18 protein-coding genes are annotated in these 20,188 nt (G+C 63.7%); 2 read left to right on the top strand and 16 right to left on the bottom strand.

The window, feature by feature from the left end; all coding sequences use genetic code 11:
• Positions 1-541 precede the first annotated feature (541 nt).
• The gene (locus HHL14_RS24795) at positions 542-787 is read right to left on the bottom strand and encodes a hypothetical protein (RefSeq protein ID WP_169500218.1); all 246 of its coding nucleotides are present in this window, start codon (positions 785-787) and stop codon (positions 542-544) included.
• A 125-nt stretch (positions 788-912) separates the two neighbouring features.
• Between HHL14_RS24795 and HHL14_RS32890 the strand changes: the two genes are divergently transcribed.
• The gene (locus HHL14_RS32890; protein ID WP_206002491.1) at positions 913-1,374 is read left to right on the top strand and encodes a hypothetical protein; all 462 of its coding nucleotides are present in this window, start codon (positions 913-915) and stop codon (positions 1,372-1,374) included.
• Positions 1,375-1,597: 223 nt separating this feature from the next.
• On the opposite strand, the gene HHL14_RS24785 is transcribed toward HHL14_RS32890, so the two are convergent.
• The 9 genes from HHL14_RS24785 to HHL14_RS24745 all read right to left on the bottom strand — a co-directional run bounded on the left by HHL14_RS24785 (position 1,598) and on the right by HHL14_RS24745 (position 12,375).
• On the bottom strand, positions 1,598-1,960 hold the full coding sequence (locus HHL14_RS24785; RefSeq protein ID WP_169500217.1) for an STAS-like domain-containing protein: 363 nt from the start codon (positions 1,958-1,960) through the stop codon (positions 1,598-1,600).
• Positions 1,932-2,924, bottom strand: a complete 993-nt coding sequence (locus HHL14_RS24780; RefSeq protein WP_169500216.1) for an ATP-binding protein — start codon at positions 2,922-2,924, stop codon at positions 1,932-1,934. The genes HHL14_RS24785 and HHL14_RS24780 overlap by 29 nt, the downstream gene beginning before the upstream one ends.
• Before the next feature lie 254 nt (positions 2,925-3,178).
• Positions 3,179-4,210: a tRNA dihydrouridine synthase gene (locus tag HHL14_RS24775; RefSeq protein ID WP_169500215.1), complete on the bottom strand. Its 1,032-nt coding sequence runs from the start codon at positions 4,208-4,210 to the stop codon at positions 3,179-3,181.
• 460 nt (positions 4,211-4,670) lie between these two features.
• Positions 4,671-5,291: a polyhydroxyalkanoate synthesis repressor PhaR gene (gene phaR / locus HHL14_RS24770; RefSeq protein WP_169500214.1), complete on the bottom strand. Its 621-nt coding sequence runs from the start codon at positions 5,289-5,291 to the stop codon at positions 4,671-4,673.
• 136 nt (positions 5,292-5,427) lie between these two features.
• Positions 5,428-6,168 carry a 3-ketoacyl-ACP reductase gene (locus HHL14_RS24765; RefSeq protein ID WP_169500213.1) on the bottom strand — a complete coding sequence of 247 codons (741 nt, stop codon included), beginning with the start codon at positions 6,166-6,168 and terminating at the stop codon, positions 5,428-5,430.
• Positions 6,169-6,416: 248 nt separating this feature from the next.
• On the bottom strand, positions 6,417-7,598 hold the full coding sequence (locus HHL14_RS24760; RefSeq protein WP_169500212.1) for an acetyl-CoA C-acetyltransferase: 1,182 nt from the start codon (positions 7,596-7,598) through the stop codon (positions 6,417-6,419).
• Positions 7,599-7,746: 148 nt separating this feature from the next.
• Entirely contained in the window at positions 7,747-9,570 is a 1,824-nt protein-coding gene (phaC, locus tag HHL14_RS24755) for a class I poly(R)-hydroxyalkanoic acid synthase (RefSeq protein ID WP_169500226.1), read from the bottom strand.
• A gap of 631 nt (positions 9,571-10,201) precedes the next feature.
• Positions 10,202-11,065, bottom strand: coding sequence for a peptidoglycan editing factor PgeF (gene pgeF / locus HHL14_RS24750; protein WP_169500211.1), 864 nt, complete (start codon positions 11,063-11,065; stop codon positions 10,202-10,204).
• The gene (locus tag HHL14_RS24745; RefSeq protein WP_169500210.1) at positions 11,062-12,375 is read right to left on the bottom strand and encodes an RluA family pseudouridine synthase; all 1,314 of its coding nucleotides are present in this window, start codon (positions 12,373-12,375) and stop codon (positions 11,062-11,064) included. The genes pgeF and HHL14_RS24745 overlap by 4 nt, the downstream gene beginning before the upstream one ends.
• Before the next feature lie 38 nt (positions 12,376-12,413).
• On the opposite strand from HHL14_RS24745, the gene HHL14_RS24740 reads away from it, so the two are divergent.
• Entirely contained in the window at positions 12,414-13,274 is an 861-nt protein-coding gene (locus tag HHL14_RS24740) for an outer membrane protein assembly factor BamD (RefSeq protein WP_169500209.1), read from the top strand.
• Between the two features lie 125 nt (positions 13,275-13,399).
• Here the strand turns inward: HHL14_RS24740 and rlmD are convergent, their stop codons facing one another.
• From rlmD to surE, 6 genes are all read right to left on the bottom strand, one after another.
• A complete protein-coding gene (rlmD, locus tag HHL14_RS24735) occupies positions 13,400-14,830 on the bottom strand; it encodes a 23S rRNA (uracil(1939)-C(5))-methyltransferase RlmD (protein WP_169500208.1) in 1,431 nt (476 codons plus the stop codon).
• A gap of 202 nt (positions 14,831-15,032) precedes the next feature.
• Positions 15,033-15,809, bottom strand: coding sequence for a 3'-5' exonuclease (locus tag HHL14_RS24730; RefSeq protein WP_169500207.1), 777 nt, complete (start codon positions 15,807-15,809; stop codon positions 15,033-15,035).
• Between the two features lie 4 nt (positions 15,810-15,813).
• Positions 15,814-16,896 carry an RNA polymerase sigma factor RpoS gene (rpoS, locus tag HHL14_RS24725; protein ID WP_169500206.1) on the bottom strand — a complete coding sequence of 361 codons (1,083 nt, stop codon included), beginning with the start codon at positions 16,894-16,896 and terminating at the stop codon, positions 15,814-15,816.
• Positions 16,897-16,907: 11 nt separating this feature from the next.
• On the bottom strand, positions 16,908-17,852 hold the full coding sequence (locus tag HHL14_RS24720) for a peptidoglycan DD-metalloendopeptidase family protein (protein WP_169500205.1): 945 nt from the start codon (positions 17,850-17,852) through the stop codon (positions 16,908-16,910).
• A 5-nt stretch (positions 17,853-17,857) separates the two neighbouring features.
• The gene (locus tag HHL14_RS24715) at positions 17,858-19,108 is read right to left on the bottom strand and encodes a protein-L-isoaspartate(D-aspartate) O-methyltransferase (protein ID WP_169500204.1); all 1,251 of its coding nucleotides are present in this window, start codon (positions 19,106-19,108) and stop codon (positions 17,858-17,860) included.
• Entirely contained in the window at positions 19,105-19,863 is a 759-nt protein-coding gene (surE, locus tag HHL14_RS24710) for a 5'/3'-nucleotidase SurE (protein ID WP_169500203.1), read from the bottom strand. The genes HHL14_RS24715 and surE overlap by 4 nt, the downstream gene beginning before the upstream one ends.
• Positions 19,864-20,188: the final 325 nt, after the last annotated feature.

Raw genomic sequence — 20,188 nt, 5'->3', positions numbered from 1 at the left:
GGGACATCAGCTATTTCCTGATGCAGCGATACAACTGGACTCGACCGCATCAATTCAATGACGGTCTAGCGCCGGCAGTCGCAGAAGAAAAACTTAACTCGGTGTCCGGCGTGAGTTGACCACTACATCAAGCCTTCACGGCCCACGTGTGGAATCCGTACATCGCGCACGGTAACCACGCGAGCATGGCGCGCTCGCTGATGAACCGCGCGATTGAAATGGGCGGCGATGCCCTCCTCAGCGAAGCGCTCGCCGTCACCTTCGCCTAACCGACCGCTGCCCGCTTCGGCGACCGTCACCCACACCCGAGGCACGTCAACGCGGTCTTCTTCGTAATGTGGGGCGCGGTTTCTTTTGCGCTCGTTGCAGATCTGATGCGCACCTTCTGCAACTGATGACTATTCGATCCACCGAAGACCGCAACGAGAAGCCCATACCAGCCATGCACGCATCCCAATCGATCAGTAAAGATTCAATCGTCACCGGCATCCTGCTCGGGAGCGACAGCTCACTTCAGACTTCAATGGTCGCGACCGACCTGCTATCGATTCAATTCTCTCGAATCGAGACTATCGTCGGAGCGGCCGGCGACGTAGCGAGCCTCGCGCGTATGGGGCACAAAATCCTCTGTGACGCGCTTGTCGATTGCCGCGACCATGCACGTGATGAAGACGTTGTAGGCGCCGTTGATTGTCTCTCGCGTGCGGTTTCGGCACACCGCATCGCAAAGAATCTGCTCTCGATCATCGTTGAAATTGGCGACGCCGACGTTGCCGAACTGGCTCAAGCTCGGAGTCGATCTCGCGTCGTCTGTCCTCGACGACCTGGGCGCGTAAAGGCCGCTCTCCGGCAACTATGGACGACCGGCACCCGCGACAGAATTTATTTCCTACACAACCACATGAACCGACAATGAGCTACTTTTTCAACGTTGACGAAATCCTCGGGCGCGGGACGGCCCGCCAACGCGAGCGCGCATCGCATACCATCCTGCGCGCGCTCGACGCCCGCAACGAGGCACATATGCTGCCTGCGGGCGCTGGATCGCCCGCACCTGCTCCGGTACGCGCGCCGCGCACGCAACGCCGCACTTCGGCGCGCAAACCGGCGAGCGGGGATGGCGACTCAGACTGCGAAGGCGAGCCTGCGCGGGCGTACGCGATCAGCGCCACTAGTCACCAAGGTTTGATTGTCGAGACGGCCACCGGCCAGCGTGCGCGGCTCTGTGTTGTCAGCGACGATGGCGAAATCATTTCGGGGGACGTTGCAGCAGATGCTTGGCGTGTCGCCGTCGGCGCTTATCGTGAATTCTTAGTGGGGAGCGGCCATCTGGAGGTCCATGCGAGACCACCCGGCCAAGTTGATAAAACGTAAGTTGCAGCGTCACACCCGCAAGGGAAAACCAACACGCCTCGCTGTTGTCGACTCGAATGGAAACGTCATCGACGCAAGCGCCGATGTCGCGAAGGCCGCGTGGGATGCGGCTGTTCGGTCTTACCGGAATTTCCTGATGGGGACCGGGCACCTCCGCGTGCTATCGAAGCCCCCCAACCAGACCAAGCAATGAACGACAACGGCGCCTCACGGCGCCGCTTTCTTAGTGCCGCGATCTCATCGCATTTGCATCTTCCAACTGCTCGATCCGATCGTTGAGCACAAAGCCAATGATAGCCTTCAGATCGTCCGAACAGCCCTTGAAGACCAAGCGACGCACCGTTTCAGCGCCTCGATGCACGATCAATACGCCTAGCAACTCATCTATGAATGATTGCGTCGCCGAAACGCCATCGAACTCAATGATAATTCTCTGCGCCTCGCTATCTAACAAATGCTCAATTTGATCGCGGAATTCGAAGGCGCGCGATCGCGTACCGTAGAACCCCTTTGGAGGGGTGACCGCATGGGCAGTATCATCCCGAACCATTTCAACCTCACTCAAAATTAAAGCTTCGGCGCTCACGAAGGGGCGCTATGTTGCTGATAATACTCGCAATCTCAATCTCTTGGAGCAAAGCGCGTTCCATTGTCAACGCGACTCCCACTCCTTGCCATCCAAACCGCATTGGACGAAAAGTCTTGGCCTGCGGTGTTTCTCGGTACCAAGCGCCCCCACTGAAGATATCTACCGTTCCTTTAGCAGCAAGGGTCAGTTCCTTGGATGCAGTCAACCCGATTCCTTGGTTTGCCGAATCGAGCCCCCTGGCCAAATCACGATTACAGCTGACACGCGGGCGTAGGGCTGCCTCGATCGCTGCAGCGTCAGTTTCCTCTTCAAGTGCAGAATGACCACGCAAACTGTCAAGAAAGCCGCAACCATCGTCAAGGATGGCCAATCGCACATTGCCGGTATCGTTGTAATATTGCGCCGCGACCCAGATCTCCGACCGTGCGCGGCCCCGCGCACGGCCATGGAAAGCGGCATTGTTTATCAATTCCGAAAACACATATTGCAATACCGTATGTAAGCGATCCGCCGGACTAGGCCGCATGCCCTCTGGGTCGGGCGCAGAAGACGCTGCGGACGCTCCCACCATTGCCTTGGCCAATCGTCCGGCCGCCGAGTCAATCTCAAGCTCGCTCCCGATTTTGGTCATTTCGACTCGCAGATGGTCGAGATTTGCGCGGGACTGCTGCTTGGGTCTATTGGAACAGTACACACCATCAGCGAGGTCGGAAAAAAAATTCATCCGCTCCAGATATGCGGCGGCAACATCCGACAGCCCGTCTAGGTGAACGGTGCAGTCGAGGTAAGTCACCAGATCGAGGTGATAACGAAGAAAGCACAGCCCCATGGGATCCGTGAAAACAAACTCACTGCAATCGATATGGATTTCTTCTCCGCGCTCGTGGAACAGAGAAGCAAAAAAGGCCAAGGTGGACGGTAGAGTCCGGATTGAAATTTTTTTAGGGAGGACGAGATTCATTTTCGTTTTTATTGAAACCCCGCGCAGCGGCGACTCACTTATCTTAACGCGAACTGGCCGAACTCACCTAACCTCAGTTTATATATACTAGCCTACGGGCAGCCAAGCGAAACGAAGCCGACTTTCGGCGTGGCGCCCGGTGCGACCGGGGCGTTCGAGGGGGTGGAAGACATGGGGAACCGCTTGAAGACGTTAAACCCCGAATTGTAGCGGTTCGCCACCGCTACCGCTCGTAAGTCTTTGAATTCTAGTCTTCAAACGGCGATCGCTTCGGCCAGATCGGCTTGATTCGGCTGGTTATTTTCGTCGTCGGAAAGCGCCGCCGATCCACCTTCGGCCGCCAGCGCCTCGCCGATCACCGCGAGAATCTGATCAGAATCCTGTACCCGCCGGATGGCCTCGTGCAGCGCCGTGGCTTGCGGCCAGGTCCGCTGCAGATAGCTGAGCCACTGCTTCACGCGGCCATGCTCGTGGCTCAACCTGCCATGCGCGCGCAGTTTGCGCAGATAGCCGGCGATCTCGTGCAGTACCTCCCGCCATTCGTCGGCGCACGGCTGCGGCTCGACGAGACCGCAGATGCGCTGCGCGAGAAACGGATCCGACACCGCGCCGCGCCCGATCATCACGTCAGCGCAGCCGCTAACTGCCCGGCAGCGCTGCCAGTCCGCCACGCTCCAGACTTCGCCGTTTGCGATCACGGGTACGTCGACGGCGTCGTCGATACGCGCGATCCACTCCCAGTGCGCGGGTGGCTTGTAGCGATCGTCGCGGGTGCGCGCATGCACGACCAGCGACGCCGCCCCGCCGTCCACGAGCGCCTGTGCGCACTCGATCGCCCGCGACGTATCGGACACGCCGAGGCGCATTTTGGCCGTCACCGCGATGCCGGCGGGCACCGCGCCGCGCACCGCCGCGACGATCCGGTTCAGTAGCTTCGGATCGGCGAGCAGCATCGCGCCGCCGCCATGCTGATTGACGACCTTGGCGGGACAGCCGAAGTTCAGGTCGATCCCATACGGCGACAGCGTGGCCGCATGCGCGGCATTGCGCGCCATCGATTCGGGATCGCTGCCGAGCAACTGGATCACCATCGGCGTGCCGCTGGCGGTCACGCTCGCGTGCAGAATCTCGGGCGCCTCGCGCTCGTAGACGCGCGTCGGCAACATCGAACCCGTGATGCGGATAAATTCGGAGACGCAGCCATCGAAGCCGCCCGCGCTTGTCAGCACGTCGCGCAGCACGTAGTCCGCGAGCCCCTCCATCGGGGCGAGAAACAACCGGCTCATGAGGAAATCCTGGCGAGCCGCGGGTCAGGCGACGCCGAGCCGTGCAGCCTTCGGAGTCGAAGGCGCTGACGCGCTCGGGGAAACAGTCGGAAACATAAGGCGGGTCCGGCGGAAGAAAGACGATAACAATGAAACTGCGCGATAGGGACTGCGGTGCGGACCGTTGACGCTCGATCAAGACCGCGTGGTCGAAGCGACAAGGGTGAAGCCACCAAGTCGAGGCCACCCGCTTGAGGTCGGCTTAAGGTCGGCTTGAAGCCGCACAGGCAATCCGCAATTGTATCGCGCCGGCGCTTGCCCACTTCCGGCCTTCCGGCCGCGAACCGCCCACGGCGCGCGCGAACGATACCGGCGAGCGCACTTCAGTCGCATCCGTCCGCGTAGCAACGACGGCGGGTTTCGTCCCCTTCGACTGTCGCCAGGCCCTTGCCGACCCGGCCGCGCTCCCCCGCTCCGCCCGTTACTTCTTCTCCGCCTCGGGGTTCCCCTGCGGCGTGCCCGGCGCATTGTTCGCGTTGCCCGCATTGACTGCGCCGCTGCCCGGCGTGAACGGGAACGTGGCGAACATCGTCTTCGCCTGGTTCTGCATCTGCTCCTGCATCTGCACGAACATGTTCTTCGATTGCTCGATGTAGCTGGTCATCATGCCCTGCATCATCGGGGCCTGCATGTTCATGAACTGCGACCAGACTTCCGGATTCATCGCCTTGCCTTCATAGAGATTCTTCGACTGGTCGGCCAGTTTCGCCTGAATGTCGATGAAGGCCTGGATGTTCTTTTCCAGGTACGTGCCCATCATGCCCTGCATCGCATGACCGTAGAAGCGGATGATCTGCGACAGCATCGACGACGAGAACATCGGCAGGCCGCCGCTCTCCTCTTCGAGAATGATCTGCAGCAGGATCGAGCGTGTCAGGTCCTCGTTGCTTTTGGCATCGATGACCTTGAAATCCTCCTGATCGAGCACGAGCTGCTTCACATCAGTCAGCGTGATGTAGGTACTCGTCTCCGTGTCATACAACCGACGATTCGGATATTTCTTTATCAGTCGTTCGGCCGTTTTCTTTGTAGTAGTAGTCATGTAACGCCTTTAGGCTCGGTTAAAGCAACGCGGAAACGGCGTCCGGGCTGTGCAATCGGATCCATTGCGCAGCCGGGACGCCGGCGGAAAACCTGTGAGCCGACACGCGCCGCCTTGTGAGCGGCGCGGCGGGGGCTCAACCCATATGCAAACCACCGTTCAGCGAAAAATCGGCGCCGGTCGAGAAACCCGACTCTTCCGACGCGAGCCACGCGACGATCGAGCCGATTTCGTCCGGCTGACCGAGGCGGCGCACCGGAATCGTCGCGACGATTTTTTCCAGCACGTCCGGTCGGATCGACTTGACCATGTCGGTGCCGATGTAACCCGGCGACACGGTGTTGACCGTCACGCCCTTGGTCGCGACTTCCTGCGCGAGCGACATCGTGAAGCCGTGGATGCCGGCCTTCGCGGTCGAATAGTTGGTCTGGCCGAACTGGCCCTTCTGGCCGTTCACCGACGAGATGTTGATCACGCGCCCGAAGCCGCGCTCGACCATGCCGTCGATCACCTGCTTCGTGACGTTGAACAGGCTCGTCAGGTTCGTGTCGATCACCGCCGTCCAGTCTTCATGCGTCATCTTGCGGAACACGACGTCGCGCGTGATACCGGCGTTGTTGACCAGAATGTCGATCTCGCCGACTTCAGCCTTGACCTTGTCGAACGCGGCCTTGGTCGACTCCCAGTCGCCGACGTTGCCTTCGGAAGCGACGAAATCGTAGCCGAGCGCCTTCTGCTCGTCGAGCCACTTCACACGACGCGGCGAATTCGGGCCGCAGCCCGCGATCACCCGGTAGCCTTCCTTGTGCAGACGCTGGCAGATACTGGTGCCGATCCCGCCCATGCCGCCCGTTACGTACGCAATTCGCTGTGTCATAAACTACACTCCGTTATCGTTGTCGAGGCGCCGGCCGGCAGCCTCGTCCCTCACCTGATGCTGGTTCCCGCTGCCGCCGGACAGCCGGATGGCCGGCCAGCAACACGCACTAACAGCGCGACTTGCCAGTAGCGACGCGCCGCTACGCCAATCGGCGTGCGGCGCGGCCTGATACCCAGTCCCGCTGCCGGCGCAAGACCGCGCGATCGACGCGAAAGCGTGAATCCGCGCGGCGTACCCAGCGTACTTTAAACGCGCTCGAGCGCGAGCGCGACACCCATACCGCCGCCGATACACAGCGATGCCAGCCCCTTCTTCGCATCGCGCTTCTGCATTTCGTGCAGCAGCGTGACGAGGATCCGGCAACCGGACGCGCCGATCGGGTGGCCGATCGCGATCGCGCCGCCGTTCACGTTGATCTTCGACGTGTCCCAGCCCATCTGCTGGTGCACGGCCAACGCCTGCGCGGCAAACGCTTCGTTGATTTCCATCAGATCGAGGTCGGCCGGCGTCCAGCCCGCGCGCTCCAGACAGCGGCGCGAAGCCGGTACCGGGCCCATACCCATCACCTTCGGATCGATACCGGCGTTCGCGTAGGCCTTGATGCGTGCGAGCGGCGTGAGGCCGAGCGCTTCCGCCTTCTTCAGCGACATCACCAGCACCGCGGCCGCGCCGTCGTTCAGACCCGACGCGTTCGCCGCCGTGACCGAACCTTCCTTCGAGAACGCCGGCTTCAGGCTCGCGAGCGACTCGGCGGTCACGCCATGACGCACGAATTCGTCGGTGGCGAAACGCAGCGGCTCGCCCTTGCGTTGCGGAATCTCGACCGGCACGATTTCGTCGTTGAAGCGGCCGGCCTTCTGCGCGGCTTCCGCCTTGTTCTGCGACAGCGCCGCGAACGCGTCCTGCGCCTCGCGCGTGATGCCGTACTCCTTCGCGACGTTTTCAGCCGTCACGCCCATGTGGTACTGGTTGTACACGTCCCACAGACCGTCGACGATCATCGTGTCGACCAGCTTCGCGTCGCCCATGCGGAAACCGTCGCGCGAACCCGGCAGCACGTGCGGCGACGCGCTCATGTTTTCCTGACCGCCGGCAACCACGATGTCAGCGTCGCCCGCGATGATCGCGTTAGCCGCGAGCATCACGGCCTTCAGACCGGAGCCGCACACCTTGTTGATCGTCATGCCGGGCACCGACGACGGCAAACCGGCCTTGATCAGCGTCTGGCGCGCGGGGTTCTGACCGGAACCCGCGGTCAGCACCTGACCCATGATCACTTCGCTCACCTGTTCAGGCTTCAGACCAGCCCGTTCGAGGACGGCGCGCACTGCCACGGCGCCGAGATCAGGAGCGGCAACCTTGGCGAGCGAACCACCAAACTTGCCCACTGCAGTACGAGCGGCCGATACGATCACAACATCAGTCATTTCCATATCCTCCGGGCACCTCGGCTAACCGCGCCGCAGCCCGCTACGTTAAAAATGCGTTGCAAATTACTTTGCTCTCACGCCTTCATCAACCAGACGCCCATTTACCTGCTTTACATCGACAGCCCACGTTGGCGCATGTCAAAAACTACTCCCGCTGCCGCACGTAGCGGCCGGGTGCCGGTTCGATCACCGGGAATTCGTCGGAGCCCGCGTTCGCGCGCGGCTTCACCTTCTTGCCGCCGTACTGGTCGAGCCACTCCGTCCATTCGGGCCACCAGCTGCCGGGCACTTCGGTCGCCGCGCCGAACCATTCGTCCGCGCTTTCCGGCAACGTCTTCGCGTCGGCTTCGAGCTTCCAGAAGTTGCGCTTTTTCTTCGCGGGCGGATTGATCACGCCGGCGATATGCCCCGATGCTCCAAGCACGAACTTCAGCGGCCCGGACAGCAGCGGCACCGACGCGTACGCGGTTTGCCACGGCACGATATGGTCTTCGCGTGAACCGTAGATGAAGGTCGGCACATCGATCTTCGACAGATCGACCGGCTCGCCGCAGGTGGTCAGCGCACCCGGCACGCGCAGCTTGTTCTCGAGGTACGTGTTGCGCAGATACCAGACGTACATCGGCCCCGGCACGCTGGTCGAGTCGCTGTTCCAGTACAACAGATCGAACGGCACCGGTGTGCGGCCTTTCAGATAGTTGTCGACCACGTAGTTCCACACGAGGTCGTTCGGGCGCAGGAACGAGAACGTGTTGGCGAACTCGAGGCCGCGCATCAGTCCGGGCCGCCCACCGTTCTTGCCGCCGATGGTCTGTTCGCGCATCTGCACGTGCGCCTCGTCGACGAAGACGTCGAGCACGCCGGTATCGGAGAAGTCGAGCATCGCGGTGAGCAGCGTCATCGACGCGGCCGGATGTTCGCCGCGCGCCGCGGCGACCGCCAGCGCGGTGGCAAGCAAGGTGCCGCCGATACAGAAGCCGAGCGTGTTGATCTGCTCGCGGCCGCTGATCTTGCGCACGGTGTCGATCGCGGTCAGCACGCCTTCGCCGATGTAGTCGTCCCACGTCTTGTGCGCGACCGACTGATCCGCATTGCGCCACGAGATCAGGAACACCTGGTGGCCCGAGTCGAGCCCGTGCGCGACCAGCGAATTCTCCGGCTGCAGATCGAGGATGTAGTACTTGTTGATACACGGCGGCACGATCAGGAGCGGCCGCTCACGCACGGTCGGCGTGCGCGGTTTGTACTGGATCAGTTGCAGCAGCTCGTTTTCGAACACCACCGAGCCTTCGGTGGTCGCGAGATTTTCGCCGACCGCGAAACGCGATTCGTCGGTTTGCGAAATCTTGCCGCGCTGCATGTCACCGAGCAGGTTCATCACACCCTGCCGCAGGCTCTCGCCCTTGCTCTCAAGCAGGGTTTTCTGCGCTTCGGGATTCAGCGCGAAGAAGTTGCTCGGCGAAGCGGCCGCGGTCCACTGCTGGATCGCGAAGCGGATGCGCTCGCGCGTCTTCGGTTCGGTGTCGAGCGCGTCGACCATCTCCTGCAGATAGCGCGCGTTCAGCAGATACCACGCGGCGGTAAATGCATAGGCCGGTGTCGCGCTCCATGCGTCGGCGCTAAAGCGCCGGTCCTTGAGTTCGGGGGCCTTGTTCGCCGAGGTGCCGGCCTGCTGGATCAGCTCCATCGCCTCGCGCGAATAGTCGCTTTGCATTTTCTGCAAACGCTCCGGCGCAATCGCGGCGGTGGGAATGTTCAGCCCCGGGAACGACGGCAGCGACGGCAATGCGCCGGCGGCCAGCTTGCTGAAGTCCGGCATGCCGGGGAACGTCGGCATTTGCGGAAAGGCCGCGGCCATCTGCGCGATGTCGGGCATCTGCGGCATTGAAGGCACCTGGAACGGTGTGCCGTTGGACGGCACGCCCAACGAACGCCATGCGTTCGCCCAGGCGTCGAAAAACTGCTGCATGCCTGCGGCCGCCGATGCGCCGCTCGTACCGGCCTGCTGCGTTTGCTCCTTCGAGGAGTCCGTGCTGGGGGAAGCTGAGGAATGAGATGCCATACCTGCTTTTGACCGGTAAGTCCTTACGGACGGGTTGAGAGGCAGGTCGTGCACACGTGGCGATTGCTCGCGACTTCGTCCACGCCCTGTCCCATATACGACGAGGAGCTTGGGAGGAACATTCTTGCTCCCCATCACAAGGCATGTCAATGCTTGTTCCCGATTTTGCCGCAGTGCGATAGTTTTTTAATTATCGTTTTCCCTGTATGGCAAATCGCTCTTTTAGAAGTCGAACGCGCGCAATTCTGAACTGATGAAAAAAGCCTGCTTTCCGCCGTTTTTAAGATATTTATACATTCGCACGGCCGCCTTGACCGTGGCCGATCTGCGCTAGCCGAAGGCGTTCCGGCAGCGCAGCAAAAATGTGCGTTTGCAGGCGCGATATTGCATATTCGCGCATCCGTTAGCGAGATGAAAAATCACGAACGTGCGTATTTATCCAGAATAAATACGCGCGTTCGATTTCAAATCGTCAAAGGTATGAAGAGAGCTCAATGAGGAGCGCGATGAGGAAGGCGACGGGCGTCGCCCGCATCGGTTAATCGGCGAGCGTCTGCGCCTGTTCGTCCAGCCAGATCAGTGCGGCCATGCGGCCGGTTTCGCGATCGCGTCGATACGAATAGAAGCGCTCGCGCAGCGTGACCGTGCAGAGGTCGCCGCCGCTGATGTGCGACACACCGAGCCGTTGCAGCCGCAGTCGCGCGAGCGCCGGCAGATCGGCGAGATATTTGCCCGCATTGACGGGATGGGCGACGAATGCCTGCGCGGTCGCCTCGCGCTGCTCGCCATCGACGCCATTCAGGAACGCATCGCGCACATCCGGGCCGACCTCGAACGCGTCGGGTCCGATCGACGGTCCGAGATACGCGTGCAACGCGCCCGCCTCCACCCCGGCCAGTTGCGCGACCCGCTGCGCGGTCTGCTCGACGATGCCCGCCGCGAGTCCGCGCCAGCCGGCATGCGCGGCGCCGACCGCGCGACCTGCTTCGTCGCACAACAGCACCGGCATGCAATCGGCGACCATCACGACGCACGCGATGCCCGCGCGATCGGTAACGCTCGCGTCGGCGCGCAGCGGCGTGCCGTGTTCGCGCGCATACGCGAGCGCGTCTTCGGCACGCACGATGCCCGCGCCGTGAATCTGCTCGAGCCATGCGCTCTCGCGAACGCCGGCGAGCGCGACGAGCCGCGCGCGATTAGTCGCGACCGCGGCCGGATCGTCGCCGGTTTTCATGCCCAGATTAAGGCCGCCGGGCTGATCGGCGCCGTCACGCCAGCGGCCGAACGGCGCGGCGCTCACGCCGCCGTCGCGCGTCGTCACGAGCGCACGCACGCGCGGCGACACGTTCCATGCGGGTTGCACCACGTCGGCAAAGCCCAGCTCCGGCATCTCGATGCTCATGCGTGATCGTCCTCTTCGCGGTCGTCGTCCTGGTCGTCATTCTGGTCGTGATCCTGGCCGGCGTGATCGGTGTCGTCCTCGTCGCTGTCGGCGTAGTCTGCGTCGGCGTCGTCGAGCGAGGCGTCGTAGTCCTCGTCCTCATAGTACGTGTCGTCGAATTCGCCCGACTCGTCGCGGCCGAGTCCGAGCGCCGCCGACAACGCCTCGATATCGGCCGGCGCATCGGCGCGCCACTGCATCGAGCGGCCCGTCTTCGGATGGATCAACCCGAGCCGCCACGCATGCAGCGCCTGACGCGCGAAGCCGTCCGGCAGCGGCGTGACCGAGCGCTTGCCACGGGCGCGCCCATACACCGGATCGCCCAGCAGCGGATGACCGATGTGCGCGCAATGCACGCGAATCTGATGCGTGCGGCCGGTTTCCAGATCGCAGTGGATCGCGGTGACCGGCTGCCGCTGCCAGATCGCCGAACTGACGCGCCGGAAATGCGTGCGCGCCGGCTTGCCGGCCGCGCCGGTCACCACCGCCATGCGCGTGCGCTCGCGCGGATCTCGGCCGATCGGCGCGTCGATCGTGCCCTCATCGGGCATGTTGCCCCACACGAGCGCGAGATAGCGACGCTTGACCGTGCGTGCCTGCAACTGGCGCACGAGATCGGTCTGCGCTTCGAGCGTGCGCGCGATCACCATCAGGCCGGAGGTCTCCTTGTCGAGCCGATGCACGATGCCCGCGCGCGGCAGCCCGGCAGCCGCCTCGCCATAACGATACAGCAGCCCGTTCAGCACGGTGCCGCTCCAGTTGCCGGCGGCCGGATGCACGACCATGCCGGCCGGTTTGTTAATGACGACGAGCGTCTCGTCCTCATAGACGATCTCGAGCGGCACCGGCTCCGGCGTGAACGCGAGCTGCTCGGGCAGCAGGTCGGGCACGAGTTCGATCGTGGCGCCAAGCGGCACCGGCTGGCGGATTTTCGCCGTCTTGCCGTCGACGCGCACGCGCTCGGCCTCGATCCAGCTTTGCAGACGGCTGCGCGAGAACTCGGGGAAAACCTTCGCGAGCACCTTGTCGAGGCGCTCGCCGGCCAGTTCGTCGGGCACCACGACCTGGCGCGGGGTTTCGTCGGCGGTACGGTTCGGCACCATCGCCGGCGCGGACCTGGCGCCCTGCGGGGCGGTCGCGGCGAGCGCGTCGCCGGCGAAGTCGTCGTCGAGGGAATCGACGCCCAACGCGTCGGCGGGGTCGGCGCTTACGCTATAATCTTCGTTGCTATTCCGGGCGCCAGCGGCGCCAGGAGTATTTGAGCGGGTCATTGAGTCTGGGTCACCTGGACGTAAAGCTAGACTGGAAAATGCGAGCCTTGAACACCATCACTGAAGCGGCGATCAATTTGGCGGCCATCAAGAAGGCGGCCCGGAAAGTGGCCGGATACATTGCATGCGCTGCGGCCGTCGTCGCTGTTGCGGCTTGCCACGGCCTGCCGGAGAAGACCGACGAAACGGCAACGTGGAACAACAACAAATTATATACGGAGGCGAACGACGCTCTGAGCGGTGGTGACTGGGGCAAGTGCGCGAAGTACTTCGAGCTGCTCGAGGGCCGCGACCCGTTCGGCCACTTCGCCCAGCAGGCGCAGATCAACGTCGCGTACTGCAACTGGAAGGACAACGAAAACGCCGCCGCCGACCAGGCCATCGACCGCTTCATCCAGCTGCACCCGGATCACCCGGACATCGCCTACGCGTATTACCTGAAGGGCATGATCCACTTCAACGACGACCTCGGTCTGTTCGGCCGCTTCTCCGGCCAGGACATGAGCGAGCGCGATCCGAAGTCGCTGCGCGAGTCGTATGACGCGTTCAAGGTCGTGGTGGAGCGTTTCCCGAACAGCAAGTACGCGCCGGACGCCGCGCAACGCATGCGCTACATCGTGAACGCGCTGGCGTCGCACGAAGTCCATACGGCGGACTACTACTACCGCCGTGGCGCCTACGTGGCCGCGATCAACCGCGCGCAGCTCGCTTTGCGCGAGTACAAGAACGCGCCGGCGATCGAAGACGCACTGCACATCATGATCCTGTCGTACGAAAAGCTGAACAACCAGCAACTCGCCGACGACACGCGGCGCGTGCTGGCCGGCACCTTCCCGGACAGCCCGTACGTAACCGGCAAGGCACGGCCCGGCACGCAGAGATCGTGGTGGCAGTTCTGACGCGCCACACGCCGACGGCGCCCTGAGCGCCACCGTCTGCAAACAGAAACGCCACGACTTTGGTCGTGGCGTTTTTTATGCGCGTCGCGCGTGAAGCTTCGTCGCGCCCGCGCAGTCGCGCGTCCTCAGTCCCGCTCGAACAGCGCGATCGATTCCACGTGCGACGTATGCGGGAACATGTTGACGACACCCGCGCCCACGAGCCGGTAGCCGGCCTCGTGCACGAGCAGGCCGGCATCGCGCGCGAGTGTGGCCGGCGCACACGACACGTAGACGATGCGCTTCGGCAGCGGCCCGTCGCCGCTCTGCGCGATCTCGGCGAGCGCCTTGGCCACCGCGAGCGCGCCTTCGCGCGGCGGGTCGATCAGGAACTTGTCGAAATGGCCGAGCGCGCGCAGGTCGTCGGCGGTGACTTCGAACAGGTTGCGGCACGCGAACGACGTATGCGCGGCCACGCCGTTCAGCTCCGCATTCGCGAGCGCGCGCTCGGTCAACACCTCGCTACCCTCGATGCCGACCACTTCCCGCGACACGCGCGCGAGCGGCAGCGTGAAGTTGCCGATCCCGCAGAACAGATCGAGCACGCGGTCGGTGCGCGCCGGCGCGAGCAGGCGCAGCGCGCGGCTCACCAGCACGCGGTTGATCGCGTGATTGACCTGGGTGAAATCGGTCGGCTTGAACGGCATGCGGATGTCGTACTCGGGCAGCGTGTAATCGAGCTGCACGTCGAGCGGATAAAGCGGCGTGACCGTATCGGGGCCGCCCGGCTGGATCCAGAACTGCACCTTGTGCTCGTCGGCGAACTCGCGCAGCACCTGCTCGTCGGCAGTCGTCAGCGGTTCGAGGTTGCGCACCACGAGCGCCGTCACCGACGAGCCGACCGCGAGCTCGAGCTGCGGCATACGCGTGTAGATCGACAGCTTGCGGATCATGAAGCGCAGCGGCATCAGCATCGCCGACACATGCGGCGGCAGCACCTCGCAGGTCTTCATGTCGGCGATATAGCTGCTCTTCTTCTCGTGAAAGCCGATGCGCATGCCGCCCTTTTCCGGCAGAAAGCGCACCGCGAGACGCGCGCGATAGCGATAACCCCAGGACGGCCCGTGAATCGGCCGGAACACGGTTTCGGGGCGCAGTTTCGCGAGATGCTGCAGGTTGTCCTCGAGCACGCGCTGCTTGACCGCGACCTGCGCGCGCACATCGAGATGCTGCATCGAGCAGCCGCCGCAAATGTTGAAGTACGTGCACTTCGGCGTCGTGCGGATCACGCTTTCGCGGAACACCTGGACGACCTCGGCCTGCTCGAATTTCGGCTTGCTGCGATGCGTCGAGTAGCTGACGCGCTCACCAGGCAGCGCGCCTTCGACGAACACCACCTTGCCGGGCGTGCCGTCTTCGCTTTCGGTGCGGCCCACGCCGCGCGCTTCCATATCGAGCGAAACGATTTCGATGACCGGTTCGTTGCCGGTAATGACGGGCGCCGGCGCGGCGGCGTGCGCCTTCGCGTGCTTCGATGAGCGCCGCGGCGAGTGACGTTGGGGAGCAGTTCGGGACACCTGCGGACTTCCTGACAGACTGTGGGGGAAAGGCGAGATTGTAGACGAAGCGCCGGGCGTGGCAGGAAGGTCGGGCCGATCGTATCGGGCGCAGCACGGCCGGAACCGAGCCCGCCTCGTCGCGTGAATGGCTACGCGACTGGCGCCCGGACCGCGCGCGTCCTGCTTATTCGTCGCTCATTCGTCGACTACGCGCACCAGCTCACGACTCGAAGGCCGCCAGATACTCCGCCCATTGCGGCGCGGTTTCGAGCGCGAGCGCGTTCTTCACGAGGTTGATCTCGTCAGCATACTCCGACGGCGAGAAGCCGCCGCGCATCAGCTGGAAGCGGCAATACAGCAGGTACGTGTTGACGACGTCGGTCTCGCAGTAGTTGCGGATTTCCTCGATGCGCCCCTGCTGGAACGCCTGCCACACCTGGCTGCCGTCCATGCCCATCTTGCCCGGAAAGCCGCACATCTTCGCGAGCGCATCGAGCGGCGCGTTGGCGCGCGCCTGGTACATTGCCAGCACGTCCATCAGGTCGGTGTGACGCGCGTGATAGCGGCTGATGTAGTTGTTCCACTTGAAGTCGCGGTCGTCCTCGCCGGTATCCCAGAAGCGGTACGCGGGAATGCCGTTGACGAGCGCGCGGTAGTTGAGCACCGGCAGATCGAAACCGCCGCCGTTCCACGACACCAGCTGCGGCGTGTACTTCTCGATCACGCGATAGAACGACTGCACAAGTGTCGCCTCGCCATCCTCGGGGGTGCCGAGCGAGCGCACGCGAAAACCGTTGTTGTCGCGAAACACGCAGGAAATCGCCGCGACCCGCTGCAGATGATGCGGCAGGAAATCGCTGCCGGTCTTCTCGCGACGCGCGGCGAACGCGTGCTCGGCGACGTCGGCGTCGCTCATCGACGCGGGCAAATCTTCAAGACGGCGGATGCCGGCGACATCGGGAATCGTCTCGATGTCGAAAACTAGAATCGGTGTCATCAGGTCAGAGAACGGCGTCTTTGCGAACGCCGTTGGAGGCGAAGAAGCGCTTTAACCGCACCAGCGCTTCCTGTTGAATCTGGCGCACACGCTCGCGCGTGAGGCCCATTTCGTCGGCCAGTTCCTCGAGCGTGGCGGGCTCGATGTGGTTCAGGCCAAAGCGCCGCTCGATCACATGGCGGTGCTTGTCCGACAGCCGCGCAAGCCACGCGCGCGTCAGCGTTTCGAGCTCGCGATGCTGCACCTCGGCATCCGGCGACTGGCTCTGGTCGTCGGACAGCAGATCGAGCAGGCTCGACGCCGGATCGAGGTCGAGCGGTGCGTCGAGCGACGCGGTGTGCTCGTTCAGCGCAAGGATGTCGGTGACTTCGTCGGTGGTTTTGCCGGTCAGGTACGCGATGTCGTCGATGCTGGCGTCGCGGCGATCGGCCGCCTCGCCGGAATTCATCGAGTTCTTTTCCAGATGGCGCTTCGCGCGCAACACCTGGTTGAGCTCACGAATCACGTGCACGGGCAAGCGCACGGTGCGCGCCTGGTTCATGATCGCGCGCTCGATGCTCTGGCGGATCCACCACGTCGCGTACGTCGAAAAGCGGAAGCCGCGCGTCGGATCGAATTTCTCGATCGCGTGCATCAGGCCGAGGTTGCCCTCCTCGATCAGATCGAGCAGCGGCACGCCGCGATTCAGATAACCCTTCGCAATGCTGACCACCAGCCGCAGATTGCGCTCGATCATCACCTGCCGCGCCTCGAACTCGCCGGCCTTGGCAAGACGCGAATATTTCTGCTCTTCCTCGACGGTGAGCAGCGGCTTCACGCTAATGCGATTCAGATAATGCTGGATTGTGTCGGCCGTGAGTTCGGCCTGCAGCAGTGCGCGGAAATCGTCGGCGTCGGGCGCGGCATCGGCCGAGCCTTCGCGCGCGTCGGCAGCCTGATCGATGCCGCCCTGGCGTTCGTCGAGATCGCGTTCCTCGACGATCTCTTCTTCCGCTTCCGAAGCGCCGCTTTCATCCACTGCGGCGGACGTAGCTTCGCTGATCGTCTCAGACTCGGCTTGCGGCGGGCGGCGCTTCGATTTCGGCATGGTCGTATCGCTTATTGCGGCGGCAAATACTTCAGTGGGTCGACAGGTTTACCCTGCCGGCGAACTTCGAAATGCAACATCACGCGGTCGGAATCGCTATTGCCCATCTCGGCGATCTTCTGCCCTTTCGTCACCGCATCCCCCTCTTTTACCATCAAAGAGCGGTTGTGTGCATACGCGGTGAGATAAGTTGCATCATGCTTGATGATAATGAGATTGCCGTAACCACGCAGCCCATTTCCGGCGTAGACCACGCGACCGTCCGCCGAAGCCTTCACCGCCTCGCCCGCCGAGCCGCCGATATTGACGCCCTTGTTGGTCGAGTCGTTGAACGTACCCAGCAACGGACCGCGCACCGGCCATGCGAACGCGACGTTGCTCGCGGCGGCGCTGCCCGAGTCGGATGCCGCGGCGGGGTTAGCCGGCGGCGACACGACTGCACCGTTCGCGGGCGTGCCGTTCGTCGCCGCACCATAGAGCGGCGGCATCGCGGCACCGACGGTGGCCGCGTTGTTGTTCAGCGGTGCGCTCTGCACCGCGCCGTTGCTGCCGATCGGCGCGGTCGCGACACCCGGCGTCATCGCTGCGGTGTTGGCACCCGGCGGCACCACGCGCAGCAGTTGATCGACCTCGATCTGATTCGGGTTGGTCAGATTGTTCCACGTCGAGATATCACGGTAATTCTGGCCGTTCTCGAGCGCAATCCGGTACAGCGTATCGCCCGGCTTCACGCGATAGTAGCCGGGCGGCGGCGGGCCGAGCGGCACGGCCGGCTGCGCCGCGCCCGACGCGGTAGCGAGCGTACCGCCGCCGGAGCGGTCGACGACAGGCGCCTGATCGAGCCGGGAGGCACAAGCCGTCATCAACAGGGACAAGGCGAGCACGCACACGCTGCGCCGGGTTACGATCATAGGGGAATTCGGGGTGGTTCTTTGCATCGCGCGCAACATACTCATCGGTGTCAAATCACTCCGGATTTTAAAGGGACAAAGAAAACGCGATCAAGCCGCGACTCACGCCATTGCGCGGGACCGACGCGCTCGACCAGCGTCAGCACCTGACTCTGTCCGTCCTGCGAGCCGACCGGCGCAATCAGACGTCCGCCGATGGCGAGCTGTTCGAGCAGCGCCTGCGGCACGTCGAGGCCGGCCGCCGCGATCACGATCGCGTCGAACGGCGCCGCCGACGGCAAACCGAGCCGCCCATCGCCGTAATGCAGCCGGATATTCGGAATACGCAGCGGACGCAGATTCGTCTTCGCGCGTTCGGACAGCGGCTTGATACGTTCAATCGAATAAACCTCGCGTGCGACCTGGCTCAGCACCGCGGCCTGGTAGCCGCAGCCGGTGCCGATTTCGAGCACCGTGTTCAGCTCGCGCCCGGCGCCCGCCAGTTCGATCATCCGCGCGACCACCGAGGGTTTCGAGATGGTCTGGTGATGACCGATCGGCAACGCCGCATCTTCGTAGGCCTGGGCCGCGAGACCGGGGTCGACGAACATGTGGCGCGGCACGACCGCCATCGCGTTCAGCACGCGCGGATCGCTGATGCCGTTCGCACGCAGGCGTTCGACCATGCGTTCGCGAACCCGTTCCGAAGTCAGCGCCAAGGCATTGTTCAGCGCACCGCTGCCGGCGCCGCCGAAGGTGCTGCCCGGCACGGCGTTCGCCGCGGTGCCGCGCTCGCTGCCCGCGCGCGGTGTGGTCTTCGTCGCGTTCGTGGCCTTTGCCGCCTTCGTGGCCTGCTGCGCGGACGGCTGAAGCGGCGCGGACGTCGCGCGTGCATAACCCGCCGTCCTGTTCGACTTCACCGACGGCTTCACAACCTGCGCGGCAGGCTGCCGCGCCGAGATACCGGCAGACGGATTCACAGCGGGTTTCGCAACCGGCGCGGCCTGCGGTCTCGGCGGCACTGCGCCACTCGCCGCGGCGCTACCCGATGCGCTGCCAACCGCGCTGCTTTGCGCCTTCGCCTGGGGAATCACCTGGGGGCGTGCCGTCGCCGCATTCTGCGCGGCGCCAGTCGCTCTCGCCTGCGCACGCGCCGCCGCGCCGCTCTGGGTGGATTTCGCCGACTGCTGCCGCGTATTCAACGCGGCACTCGCCGCGAGCGCCGCCGCGCGCATTTCGCCCGGACGTCCTTCGGGCCGGCGCGGCTCGCGCACCAGGTCCTCGAGACCGAGCGGAAAGCGCTTCGCGCGCTCGCCGGTCATGAAGTGCCGCTGCCGGCGCGCAGCCAGTCGCGCGCGGTGGGCAGCATTTGCGTGTAGGTCAGATCGAGCTGCAGCGGCGTGATCGACACGGCGCCGTTGGCGACCGCGTGAAAGTCCGTGCCCTCGCTCGCGTCGCGCGCGCTGCCCGACGCGCCGATCCAGTAGATCGGCTCGCCGCGCGGATTGGTCTGGCGGATCACCGGTTGCGACGGATGCCGCTTGCCGAGTCGCGTGATCTGCCAGCCGCGCAACTGGTCGTACGGCAAGTTAGGAATATTGACATTCAGAAGCGGGGGCCCCGGCAACGGCCGCTCGAGATAATGCGCGACGATCTCGGCGGCGACGCGCGCCGCGTCTTCGAGATGCGCCCAGTCTTTATCGACCAGCGAAAACGCGATGGCCGGCACGCCGAACATGATGCCTTCGGTGGCGGCCGCGACGGTGCCGGAATACAGCGTGTCGTCGCCCATGTTCTGACCGTTGTTGATGCCGGAGACCACGAGGTCCGGCGTATGGTCAAGCATGCCGGTCAGCGCGATATGCACCGAGTCGGTCGGCGTGCCGTTCACGTAATAGAAGCCGTTGGCCGAACGCAGGACCGACAGCGGCCGCGACAGCGTCAGGGAATTCGACGCCGCGCTGCAGTTCTGTTCGGGAGCCATCACGGTGATGTCGGCGATCGGCTTCAGCGCTTCGTAAAGCGCGGCGAGGCCCGGCGCCAGATAACCGTCGTCGTTGCTGAGTAGGATTCGCATGCGCCGATTGTAACCGAGGAAAGATGGCACGCGAACGACATGGCGGACGCGCTTGCATCGCGCGCGAAACACGCGTTCCTGCCGGCGTTTTTCGCGTGCGAAGATGCCTGCTTCGCGCATATGAACGACGCGTGGACGATGCACGAATGCCGGGCGTGAAGTTACCGAATCCCTCTCGCACCGAACGCCTGGTGAGAGACGCTGACGATGCACCGCTGCGACGTGTTAAATCGCGGTGCAGTCACGATGCGCACCGCGCCGCGCTGGCCGTGCAACTTTGACAGTGCTGTCATCGAATCGCGCGGCGCGCCGTCACAGCGCAGCA

Source organism: Paraburkholderia antibiotica (assembly GCF_012927125.1).
In the GTDB taxonomy this organism is placed as follows: Bacteria; Pseudomonadota; Gammaproteobacteria; order Burkholderiales; family Burkholderiaceae; genus Paraburkholderia; species Paraburkholderia antibiotica.
The sequence above is the reverse complement of the archived record's forward strand: the minus strand, read 5'-3'. Positions and strand labels throughout refer to the sequence as shown.

What these genes read in the sequence shown, in the direction of transcription:
- HHL14_RS24780 (WP_169500216.1), bottom strand. Translation starts at nt 2,924, where the DNA reads ATGAATCTCGTCCTCCCTAAAAAAATTTCAATCCGGACTCTACCGTCC.
- HHL14_RS32890 (WP_206002491.1), top strand. Translation starts at nt 913, where the DNA reads ATGAGCTACTTTTTCAACGTTGACGAAATCCTCGGGCGCGGGACGGCC.
- HHL14_RS24730 (WP_169500207.1), bottom strand. Translation starts at nt 15,809, where the DNA reads ATGACACCGATTCTAGTTTTCGACATCGAGACGATTCCCGATGTCGCC.
- HHL14_RS24715 (WP_169500204.1), bottom strand. Translation starts at nt 19,108, where the DNA reads ATGACCGGCGAGCGCGCGAAGCGCTTTCCGCTCGGTCTCGAGGACCTG.
- HHL14_RS24745 (WP_169500210.1), bottom strand. Translation starts at nt 12,375, where the DNA reads ATGACCCGCTCAAATACTCCTGGCGCCGCTGGCGCCCGGAATAGCAAC.
- HHL14_RS24720 (WP_169500205.1), bottom strand. Translation starts at nt 17,852, where the DNA reads ATGAGTATGTTGCGCGCGATGCAAAGAACCACCCCGAATTCCCCTATG.
- HHL14_RS24740 (WP_169500209.1), top strand. Translation starts at nt 12,414, where the DNA reads ATGCGAGCCTTGAACACCATCACTGAAGCGGCGATCAATTTGGCGGCC.
- HHL14_RS24760 (WP_169500212.1), bottom strand. Translation starts at nt 7,598, where the DNA reads ATGACTGATGTTGTGATCGTATCGGCCGCTCGTACTGCAGTGGGCAAG.
- phaR (WP_169500214.1), bottom strand. Translation starts at nt 5,291, where the DNA reads ATGACTACTACTACAAAGAAAACGGCCGAACGACTGATAAAGAAATAT.
- phaC (WP_169500226.1), bottom strand. Translation starts at nt 9,570, where the DNA reads ATGCAGCAGTTTTTCGACGCCTGGGCGAACGCATGGCGTTCGTTGGGC.
- HHL14_RS24765 (WP_169500213.1), bottom strand. Translation starts at nt 6,168, where the DNA reads ATGACACAGCGAATTGCGTACGTAACGGGCGGCATGGGCGGGATCGGC.
- rpoS (WP_169500206.1), bottom strand. Translation starts at nt 16,896, where the DNA reads ATGCCGAAATCGAAGCGCCGCCCGCCGCAAGCCGAGTCTGAGACGATC.
- surE (WP_169500203.1), bottom strand. Translation starts at nt 19,863, where the DNA reads ATGCGAATCCTACTCAGCAACGACGACGGTTATCTGGCGCCGGGCCTC.
- pgeF (WP_169500211.1), bottom strand. Translation starts at nt 11,065, where the DNA reads ATGAGCATCGAGATGCCGGAGCTGGGCTTTGCCGACGTGGTGCAACCC.
- HHL14_RS24775 (WP_169500215.1), bottom strand. Translation starts at nt 4,210, where the DNA reads ATGAGCCGGTTGTTTCTCGCCCCGATGGAGGGGCTCGCGGACTACGTG.